We start from the raw sequence: 10,486 nt of genomic DNA on the forward strand, positions 1-10,486 counted from the left end.
AGAAACCGATCTGCACATTCCATCAGGGACAGAGGCAAGTCCTCACAAGTCCGGATGTATGGCTGCAATCCTTCATCTGCTAACGATCACCGAATGACGGCTGTGCAAACTGGGGGCGTCCATGTATGACAGACCGGGAGTAAAACCATAACCGGCGAGCCTTGCGGCTCCCTCACCACGACCCGCCCATTGGAACGCGCATGGCTGGGCACTACCCACTTTCGCAGGTAGTGCGGTTTCACTCAGCAGGCTGTCAAACCCGCGCCGTTTTGTCTAACGGCAGACACAATCTAACCCATCATTTTTTTGGGAGGATCAGTCAGACAGGCTAAGGGCGAAATTATAGCTGCGCCTCGCGGATGATTGAAAAAATGTGTGATAAGCCTCTGAAAGCACATCTATACAATCCCATGCATTCCTATGCATCCACCTTCTCGTCAGACTCGCCGCCGAGTTCACGAAGCTCGATCACGCCCGCATCATGAGTTTCATACTCCATCGCAGCCCACGTTATTCCGGCGCGGCAACCACCCGAGTCAATGGACGGAACGCGCTACGCTCAAGCTCATCGAGTTGCCCGAGCAAGCCCAGCTCCCAAGAAAGATATTCGCGGGACGCCGCCTTGTTGCCCGCGTGCCGGTCGTGAGTGAAGAACAGATAGTCGATACGCGCGGACGGCGGCAATACATCCGCAACCGCGTCCGCATCCGTTTCCACACGCCAGCCACCCGCCGGCCAGGCGGCGAAGCCACCATCGAGCACGCTAAACGTGTGCCCTTCACCACCGGCGAGATCACTCACGGCCCAAGCGGCGATACGCGGATCGTCCACTACGAACGTCACGGCCTGCTCGCATTGCGCGAGCGTGGCCGCAAGACGCGGGCGAATCGACCAGACGCTACCGGGAATATGCGCGGCCAGCCACGCCGCGCTCGTACGCAGATCGACGACCGACTGACCGCCTGCCGCAAGGCGCTGCGCGAGAGTATCCCCATCGACCAAGGGAAGCGCGGCGGGTTCGGGGATCCGCATGTCGGCCAGCGCGAGTCCGCTATGCAGTCCGCCTTCCAGCACCCACGCTTCGTGTCCCAACTGACGCAACCAGCTGGCGGTGACTGGCGCGCGAATGCCGTCGTCGTCGAACAGCACGATGCGTGCGTTGCGCACACCGATGTATTGATCGGTCGCCTGCTGTAGCTGGCCACCCGGCGCATGCTGCGCGCCGGGCAAAGTGTTCGCCGCGAACTCTTCCGGCGTCCGGACATCGCACAGATACAGCGTGCGACCGTCCGCCTTCGCCCAGTCGCGAACGGTATCCGCATGAACCCATTCCACGCCCGCGCGCTCCGCCACCGCACGCGCGGCAGCGACGCGCGCCGGTTGCGGCCGCAGGTCGGCCGGATAGCCGCGCTGCTGGCCTCGTTCGAGCGGCAGATCCGCAAGGAACCAGCCCTGCGTTCCGTTTTCGAGCGCGTACACCGGGTTGCGAATGCCGAGATTAAGAAGCGTCTGCGCGCCGATGATGCTGCGCGTCCGCCCTGCACAGTTGATGACGATCGGCGTCTGCGCATCCGGCACGAACGCGTCGATGCGGTAGGCAAGTTCGCCGTTCGGGCAACACGACGCGCCGGGAATGTTCATCGTGCGGTACTCGCCCGGCGGGCGCCCATCGAGCACCACAGGCGGTGTATCTGACTGCTGCCACTGCAACAGCGTCTGCGCCGATATGTGGGGCGTGTGCGCGACCTGCTCGACCAGTTCGCCGAACGCCTTGGAGGGCACGTTCACACCCTTGAACAAGACGAAGCCCGCATCTTGCCACGCACGCGTGCCGCCTTCGAGCACGTGAACCGAGGCATAACCCAGCGTCTCCAGCCGTGCAGCAGACCGCGCGGCGGGGCCATCGTCGCCGTCACCGCCGTCGTACACAACCACCCGCACGCGCCGGTTCGGTGCGAGACGTCCGACGTCGCGCTCCAGCACGCTATACGGCAGCGGCACCGCGTAGAACGGGTGACCCTCGCCGTATTGCCCGTGCTCGCGCACGTCGAACAGTGCGATTTCGCTGCCGTCGTCCAGCCAGTGCTTCAGCGTGGCCGCGTCGATTCCCTTTGGCATTTTCTGACATCCATAGCGGAGGGGCGGGAGCCGCCCGTTCACGTTGTGTTCGCCGACAGCGCGATACCGCGATCAGTTTTTGACCTTGATCGGCCAGACGGCTTTTTGCACCGCATTGAATTGCGGATCGTATTCGACAGCCACGTCCACCTTCTTCCGGATCGCGTGCCCGTCGTACAGAATGTCGGCGATTTTCTGTTCCTGGCCGATCAGCCCGGAATCGAATTTGACGAAACTGCCGCTGCGAACTTCATACTCGAACGCGGCCCGTTCGTCGGACACCTTGAGCGTGTCCTTGAGAACGCCGATCACCTCGTCCTTATGCGTGTCATGCCATTGCCAGTAGCCCGACAGTCGCGAGAAGTAATCCCGCAGCGCGGCGACCTTGGTCGGGTCTTTCAACACCGTGGACGTCGTCGTCCATACGTTCAGCGCCGGAATCTGGGTGTCGCGGTCTAACAGCAGGATACGGCCGGCGCCCGACTTGATCGTGGGCAATATCGGGCCGAGGGCGCCCGCGTACACGTCCACCTCGCCGGCGTTGAAGCCGGCGGCCGAAGTCGCGCCGTCGGCGAACTTGATGGGCTGAATGTCTTTCTCGGTCAACCCGGCTTTAACCAGCGTGGCCAGGTATTGCGAATGGTTGTAGCCGCCGTAGTTATAGCCGACCTTGTGTCCTTTGATCTCCTGCACGGTATTGATCCCGGCACTTGTCCGCACTGCCGTGACGACCGGCGGATAGTCCTTCGAATAGAAATTGCGCCAGCCCGCGACAATACGCAGCGGTGTCGACTCTTTCGTCCATTCCGTGCGCGCGTTGGCCTGTTCGATCGTGAGCGACGTATCGCCCATATGGCCCAGATCGATCCGGTTGGCGTACAGCGCCGACAGGTTGGCGGCCGGCCCTGTCAGCAGCACCCATTCGATCTGGTAAGGCGTCCCGTTGACCACGCCCGATTTGCGGATCAACGCGGGAAAGGCCGGATCCTGATATGCAATGACGAGCTTCGTGCCCTTCAGGTCGGGCGTGGGCTGGGCTGCGGCCGTACCGGACACGGTCAGCGTGGCGGCGGCAAGAAGGACAGCCATGCCAGCGAATAATGATTTCTTCAGCGACATAAATACCTTGACTTAACGATTGAGAAAACTTCAGGACAGACTGAGCGAAAACTGTTTGAGCAAGTCGCGCTTGAGTGCGTTGAATTCGGGCGAGGTCACGTCGCGTTCGCGCGGCATATCGACTCGCGTTTCGTGGCAGATCCTGCCTTTGGAGAGAATCACGATGCGGTCGGCAAGAATCAGCGCCTCGTCCAGGTCGTGCGTCACGATGACGAGGCCGAACCGGTACTTGGCCCACAGCTTCAGGACCAGGCTCTGCATGCTGCGGCGGGTAAACGCGTCCAGCGCGCTGAAAGGCTCGTCCAGCAGCATGAGTTCCGGGCTGCGATAGAGCGCCCGAGCCACGGCAACACGCTGCGCCTGTCCGCCCGAGAGGCTGACGGGCCAGCTCTCCAGCTTGTCTTCGAGCCCGACGTCTTGCAGCGCGACACGGGCGCGCGCTTTTGCATCAGGCTTATGCGCGTCGTCCAGCAGCACGTTCTTCCACACGCGCAGCGCCTGTATCAGCCGCGGCTCCTGGAAGACGACGGAGGTGTTCTGCGTCACCTCGGTCCTGCCGCCCGAAACCGATTCGAGGCCGGCCAGCAACCGCAACAGCGTGGTTTTGCCCGTACCCGACGGGCCGACCAGCGCGACACACTCGCCCTTGCGGACCGTGAAGTCCACGTTGTCGAGCACCGCGTTTTCGCCGTAGCGTTTCCTGGCGCCGGACAGTCTTGCGACAACCGGCGCTGCGTCGTAATCAGGCTGATAGGCGAGCTCAGACATGCGCACCTCTCCAGACGAGGGCCTTGCGTTCGATGAAACGCAGCAGCGCGTCCACCGCAATGCCGAGCGCCGCATAGACGAGAATGCCGGCGATGATGATATCGGTGCGCTGGAACTGGTTGGCGTTGTTCAGAATGAAGCCGATGCCGGCGCTTGCATTGATCTGCTCCGCCGCCACGAGCGCGAGCAGCGAGATGGCTGCGGAATAGCGAACGCCGACGAGGATGCCGGGCAGCGCGGTCGGCAGAATGATGAGACGTATCTGATGCCCGCGCGTCAGGCGGAACGTGCGGCCGAGTTCCAGCAGCTTCGGGTCGATACCGCGTATGGCGTGGTACGTGCTGAGATACATGGGAGAAATCGCCGCGCCGACGATCAACGCGACTTTGGACAGTTCGCCGATTCCGAACCAGACGACGAAGATCGGCACCAGCGCAATGAACGGTATGGTCCGCAGCATCTGCAGCACCGTGTCGAAACCGCGTTCAGCGGACTTGCTGAGACCCGCCGCCACGCCCAACAGCAAACCCGCGCCGCCGCCGATCAGCAGCCCCAATGCCGCGCGCGCAAGCGATATCTTCAGCGCATCCTGCAGATCGCCGGACTGCCACAACTCCCGATAGGCCGTCAGCACCGATGCCGGCGCCGGCAGCACGAACTCGCTGACCACACCGAGTGTCGAGGCCAACTGCCAGAGCGCGACCAACAGCACCGGGACCGCGGCCCGCAACAGCGGCTCGCGCAGCGTCGCAAGCCGCAAGGTTGTCGCGACTGGAGCCGGTGCGGGAGTCGCCGTAAAAGTGGATTCTCTCGTAGACATATACGTCCTGAAACGTCCTGAAAAATGAAACTGACTACATGTTCGGAATGAACGAACTACTACTCAGGAGACCGTACCGAACGCGTCCGCATTCGCGACAGCGCTCGTCGCGGCATCGGCATAGCGGCTGGACGGTCGCGCGAGACCATAGTGGTCGCGTAACGTCGTGCCCTCGTACTCGCGGCGGAAAATGCCTTTGCGCTGCAACAGCGGCACGACGTGATCGACGAAGTCCGCGAGCCCTGAAGGGAATACGTCGGCGTTGAGGTTGAAGCCGTCCGCGGCGCGACCGGCGAACCAGCGTTCGATGTCGTCCGCAATGGTCTCCGGTGTGCCCACGATCATCCGGTGTGCGCCGGGATTGCGGTCGAGCAGATCGCGAACCGTCAGGTTCTCGCTTCGGGCCAGCAGCACCGTGGAGCGGATGAATCCGCGCGACACGTCGGCGCGATCGCCCTTGTCGATCAGGTCATAAGGCAAGGGCGCATCCAGTTGCAGATCGGCGGCGTCGATACCGAGAGCACCGGCGAATTTGGCGAGCTCGGCGCCGCGGTCGAGAAGCGCATCCATTTCGGCTTTACGCCGGCGCGCCTCGTCAAGGGTGCCGCCGATCACCGGGTAAAGGCCCGGCAGCACCAGCAGATGATCGGCGTGGCGTCCATGCGCGACGGCACGCGCCTTGATGTCCCGATAGAAATCCTGTGCGCCTTCGAACGTGGTCTGCGCCGTGAACACCGCATCCGCATGGCGCGCGGCCAGCGCAACGCCCGCCTCCGAGCCGCCCGCCTGCACCAGCACCGGCCGTCCTTGTGGACTGCGTGGCAGGTTCAGCGGCCCGCGCACCTGGAAGTGACGGCCGGCATGCGCGATGGCATGCACGCGCGCCGGGTTGGCATAGCGGCCGCTTGCGCGATCGGCGATCAGCGCATCGTCTTCCCAGCTATCCCACAGCTTCAGCACGACTTCGACGAACTCCTCGGCGCGCGCGTAACGCGCCTGCTTGTCAGGCGACTCTGCAATGCTGAAATTGGCGGCCGCTTCCGGGTCGTAAGTCGTCACGGCGTTCCAGGCGACCCGCCCGGCGCTCAGGTGATCCACCGAGGCGAAGCGGCGCGCAAGATTGAACGGGTCGTTGAAGGTGGTCGACGCGGTGCCGATCAGCCCGACATGTTGCGTCACGCCGGCAAGCGCGGTAAGCAGAACCGTCGGTTCAAGCGACTGCGCCGGCCCCTGTGCGTGCCCGCGCAGCGCCACCGCGTCGGAGAGAAACACCGCGTCGAGCTTGCCGCGCTCGGCGATCTGCGCGATGGTGGTGAAGAACCCGAGGTCGATGATCGACTTCGGATTGTCGAGCGTCCGCCAGCCGGCCGGGTGGCGTCCCGTGCCGGTGATGTTGGTATTCAGATGCAGTGTCCGTGCCGCACTCATGTTCCTGCTCCAATGCATTAGGTAGACCGGGCAAGCCGGTCAGTTCGCGCGACGCAGCGCCGCGAGGCGTTCCTCGCTGCGGCGATGGGTCGGTGTGTCGAAGTCGATGACATTGATCGACGCAATGCCGTCGCGTTCAAGTTGCCCGACGAGCTGCAACTCCCATGCGAGGTACGCCTCCATCTGCTGCGCGGCCTGCGCCGGCGCGTAGTGATATGGGCTGTACCAGGCATCGTCGTCGCCGGTCAGGTTGCCCTCGTCGCCGGCGGCCTGCGGCAGGCCGAGCGCCAGCCAGCGCTGCGTACCGCCGAGCAGCGCCGCCACGCCTTCGCGCCGCTCGCGCAACTGGTTGGCCAGCAGGCTGGCGAGTACGCCATCGCTGGAAGTGAGGACGAGTTGCCGCGATGCGTCGTCGATCTGCTCCAACAGATCGTCCAGCGCGCTCGCCGCGACGAAGCGGGCCCCGGCGATATGCGCGCGGCGGAACGCGAGACTGCTGTCCACGTCCACCACCTGTGCCCTGCCCGCTTCGAGCGCCTGCGCAAGCTGGTCCGCTTCTATCCACTGCGTGCGGCCTGGCGTGCGGAATATCGGCAGCGGTTCCGGGCCGGTTTCGAATGCTGCGGAAGCATCGTCGTCGGCCAGCACGAACACCTGCAGATAACCCAGCTGCACGAGCCACGAAGCCGTCATGCGGGCGCGCACGCCGTCATCGTCGGAGAGCACCACGCGTGCGTGGAGCGTCCCAACGTATTCATCGGTTGCCTGCACCAGTTGTCCGCCAGGCGCCGAGCGCCAGCCGGCACGATGGCCCGCTTCGTATTCCAGAGGAGCACGCACGTCGAAACGGTAAAGCGTATGCGTGGCCGCTTCGCTTTCGAAACGGGCAAGCGTGGCACGGTCGATCTCGACCACGCCGGCTCGCGCCGCCGCGCGTTGCGCGAGCGTCCGCGCGCCGGCGAGCGCGGCTCCGTCGGGACGCGGCGCCGTGCTGATGCGGCCACGCTCGAGTTCGTATCCCGACAGCAGCCACGACATCGATCCTCCTGTCAGCGCTGCAACGGGATTCGGGATACCGGCATTGACGAGCGACTGCGCACCGAGAATGCTGCGCGTGCGACCCGCGCAATTGACCACGATCAGCGTATCGGGCGACGGCGCGGCCGCGAGAGCACGGTGAACCAGCTCGGCACCCGCGCATTCGACGCCGCCCGGTATGTTCATGGACTGGTATTCGGGGAATGGCCGACTGTCGAGCACCACCAGGTCCTCGCCTGCGTCCTGCAGTTGCTTGAGCGTAGGCGCATCGATATTCGGCGTATGCAGCCGATGCTCGATCACCTCGCCGAACGCCTTGCCAGGCACGTTGGTCCCGCTGAACACCTCGAAGCCGGCGGCATCCCAGCCGCTTACGCCGCCGTCGAGAATCGACACGTCCGTGTAGCCGAAGCTGGCCAGCAGTGCCGCGGCACGCGAAGCATATTCGCCGGCTTCGTCAACCAGCACGACCGGCGTGGTAAAACGCGGCACGAGCTGGCCGACGACAAGGCCAAGACGACCGACAGGCGCAATGGACGAATAGAACAGCCGGCGGCGCGCGGATACCCCTTCTTCGCGGACATCGAGAACGGCGAGCTCGCGCCGAGCGGCGAGCGCTGCGCGCAACGCGGAGGGTGTAATCAGCAGAATGGTTGAGTGGCTCATTGTCGGACTAACGGAACGTAATGAAATAGGGATAGCGAACTAACAGGCGGTGACTCAGAAGAATGCCGCGGTCGGCAGCGGAACACCGTTGATCGCATGGTTGCCAATCACCCTGGCTTTGTAGAGTCCGGGGTTGTGCGATGCGATCGTGCGGATATTTCTCCAGTGACGGTCCAGCTGCGCGGTCTGCCTCGCAGCGGACGCACCGCCCACATCGAAAAGCCGCGTGGCCGACTGAAGCGCGAGCTGGTCGATCACCACCTTCGCTTTCGCGCTGCGCAGCGCGGCTTCCACGAACAGCGCGTCGTCGGGCTTGCCGGCAATCGCGCTGTCGAACGCCTCGCCCAGCACACCGGCTGCGTTCAGCACCGCGGCCTCTGCGACGAAAGCCGCGCTCTGTAGCTCGCCCACGGTTTCCTGAAGCAGCGGATCGTCCGCAGGGCGCGATGCCACCGCATGGTAATAATTGCGTTCGCGCTGCAGGACCAGTTTCACCGCGTCCTTCGCGATACGGCGCAGAATGCCGGCGATAATCGTCGTGAGGTAGAGCTGTGCAAACGTGGCCTGATGCGTGACCTTCACATCGGCGGAGAGAACCAGAACGTCATTTGCCGCGACCTCGACGTCGGTGAACACGGTGGTGCCGCTCGCCGTCTGACGCTGCCCGATGCCGTCCCAGTCTTCCCGCACATCGACGCCCGGTTGCCGGACCGACACGCGCGCGCCGACGAATCGCCCGTCCGGCGTCTTCGCATTCACGATAATGTGGTCTGAATAGAGATTGCCGGTGCTGTAGTACTTGGTCCCTGTCAGGCGATAGGCGCTGCCGGTCGGCTCGAGCCGGGTATTGCCGTCACCGTCGCCGATATTCTGCGTACCCAGTTCGCTCGCCCCCAGACCGAAGAGTTCGTTGTCATGCACGAACTGGATCCAGCGTTGGTATTGCGGCAAATGACGGGCGCGCAGAGCCTTTTCGACGAAGGCGAAATGGTTGCGCAGAATGTGCGGGACGTTCGAATCGGCCTCGGCCAGATCCAGCACCAGTTCATATAACTGCGGCAGCGTCGCGCCCGCGCCGCCTTCGGCCTTCGGCACGCGGAACACGCCAAGGCGCGCGGCTCGCACCTGCGCGATCGCGTCGCGGGTATCCGCGTCTCCGCGATCACGGGCTTCCGCCCCGGCTGCGATCGCGGCCACGAGCTCACGCAGCGCTGCTGAGCCGGGTTGCACCGCGTCGGCGCGCAGATTGTCGGCCAGTTTCGAATCGGTCGTTCCCATCAACAAGACTCCCTGTGAATCAAATGAACGCGTTTGTCTGCACGGCTATCACGCAGACGCCTGCACCGGCACCGGCACCCTGAGGCCGGCCTGCTCCAGCAACGGCAGCACAGCCTCGCCGAAGTACGCGAGATCGGGTTCGAAATCGAAGAAGGTCAGTTGCACGCCGTCGATACCTGCCGCTTTCAGGCGCAGCAGATCTTCCACCACATGCTCAGGTGAACCGATGATCTGGATGTTGCCTCCAAGGACACGCTGCTCACGTTGGTGGCCCTTCCAGGCTTTCGCGTCGCTGCGGCGGCCCGTGAAGCCATCCACCGCGCCAAAATCGGCATGCGAGAGGATCGCGTCGTGATAGGCATGCGCCTCCCGCTCGGTCGGCCGGCAGACGATCGTCGGATTGATCAGCGTGCTTACCTGCCGCCCGTAAGCCTGCGCACGCGCCTGAACCTGCGCGGTGTGGGCCGGCAAGACCTCCAGCGCCGCGTCGATCTGCGCGCCCGCCGAGCTCGTGATGAAGATCAGGTCGGAGCGTTGCGCCGCGTAGTCGATTCCGGCGGGCGAACTCGTCGCGTTGACCAGCACGGGCCGGCCGAAGCGCGGCTTCGGTGAAACGAATGCGTTGCGCGTGCGATACCACTTGCCGTCGAACGTCAGGTTGTCGTCCAGCGACCAGAGCTGCTCCATCAGGTCGACGAATTCCCCGGCCATCTCGTAGCGCAGGTCGTGCTCGAAGTGGCCTTCGCGGCCGAACATCTCGGCCTCGTCGACCGAATGGCCGGTGACCATGTTCAGCCCCCACCGGCCGCCGGAAATATGATCGAGCGTTGCGCCGAACTTCGCGAGATGCAGCGGATGCCAGCCGCCGTAAAGAATATGCAGCGTCGAGATCAGCAGGATGCGGTTCGTAATGGAAGCCAGCGACGCGATCGTGATGAACGAATCGAGCGAGTCGCGACGGTAGCGCGTCGTCCCGCCGTGACCGTCCTTGCCGAGCCACTGCGCGAGACCGAACACGAGGTCGAAGCCGAGAGCCTCCGCCTTGCGGGTCAGCCGCGCGTTGTAGTCGAAGGTCCAGTCGGTCGTGCGCGGCAACGTCGACATGGACCACCCGCCGCTCTGGATCGGCAGGAACAGGCCCAGCATCAGAGGCTGGGAGAGCGCCCGCGAAAGCGGGCTATCGGGAAAACTGGCGGGAGACAAAGTCGACATGGGACACCGCATTAAAAATGGACGTGGAGAGTCATCAGG

The 10,486-nt window shown here is 64.0% G+C and carries 8 protein-coding genes; all 8 read right to left on the reverse strand.

Annotated elements, in window-relative coordinates; translation table 11 throughout:
• Window positions 1–510 precede the first annotated feature (510 nt).
• Entirely contained in the window at window positions 511–2,118 is a 1,608-nt protein-coding gene (locus NE850_RS33840; RefSeq protein ID WP_310699950.1) for a rhodanese-like domain-containing protein, read from the reverse strand.
• Window positions 2,119–2,190: 72 nt separating this feature from the next.
• Window positions 2,191–3,207, reverse strand: a complete 1,017-nt coding sequence (locus NE850_RS33845; RefSeq protein WP_232064308.1) for an ABC transporter substrate-binding protein — start codon at window positions 3,205–3,207, stop codon at window positions 2,191–2,193.
• A gap of 60 nt (window positions 3,208–3,267) precedes the next feature.
• The gene (locus tag NE850_RS33850) at window positions 3,268–4,005 is read right to left on the reverse strand and encodes an ABC transporter ATP-binding protein (RefSeq protein WP_310699952.1); all 738 of its coding nucleotides are present in this window, start codon (window positions 4,003–4,005) and stop codon (window positions 3,268–3,270) included.
• A complete protein-coding gene (locus NE850_RS33855; protein ID WP_310699953.1) occupies window positions 3,998–4,825 on the reverse strand; it encodes an ABC transporter permease in 828 nt (275 codons plus the stop codon). Before NE850_RS33855 ends, NE850_RS33850 begins: the two co-directional genes overlap by 8 nt.
• 63 nt (window positions 4,826–4,888) lie before the next feature.
• Window positions 4,889–6,253, reverse strand: coding sequence for an LLM class flavin-dependent oxidoreductase (locus tag NE850_RS33860; protein ID WP_007176361.1), 1,365 nt, complete (start codon window positions 6,251–6,253; stop codon window positions 4,889–4,891).
• A gap of 39 nt (window positions 6,254–6,292) precedes the next feature.
• Entirely contained in the window at window positions 6,293–7,957 is a 1,665-nt protein-coding gene (locus NE850_RS33865; RefSeq protein ID WP_310699954.1) for a rhodanese-like domain-containing protein, read from the reverse strand.
• Between the two features lie 54 nt (window positions 7,958–8,011).
• Window positions 8,012–9,235: an acyl-CoA dehydrogenase gene (locus NE850_RS33870; RefSeq protein ID WP_007176359.1), complete on the reverse strand. Its 1,224-nt coding sequence runs from the start codon at window positions 9,233–9,235 to the stop codon at window positions 8,012–8,014.
• Window positions 9,236–9,283: 48 nt separating this feature from the next.
• The gene (locus NE850_RS33875) at window positions 9,284–10,447 is read right to left on the reverse strand and encodes an LLM class flavin-dependent oxidoreductase (RefSeq protein WP_007176358.1); all 1,164 of its coding nucleotides are present in this window, start codon (window positions 10,445–10,447) and stop codon (window positions 9,284–9,286) included.
• Between the last annotated feature and the right edge of the window lie 39 nt (window positions 10,448–10,486).

Source organism: Paraburkholderia sp. USG1, from assembly GCF_031570135.1.
GTDB classification, from domain to species: domain Bacteria; phylum Pseudomonadota; class Gammaproteobacteria; order Burkholderiales; family Burkholderiaceae; genus Paraburkholderia; species Paraburkholderia dioscoreae.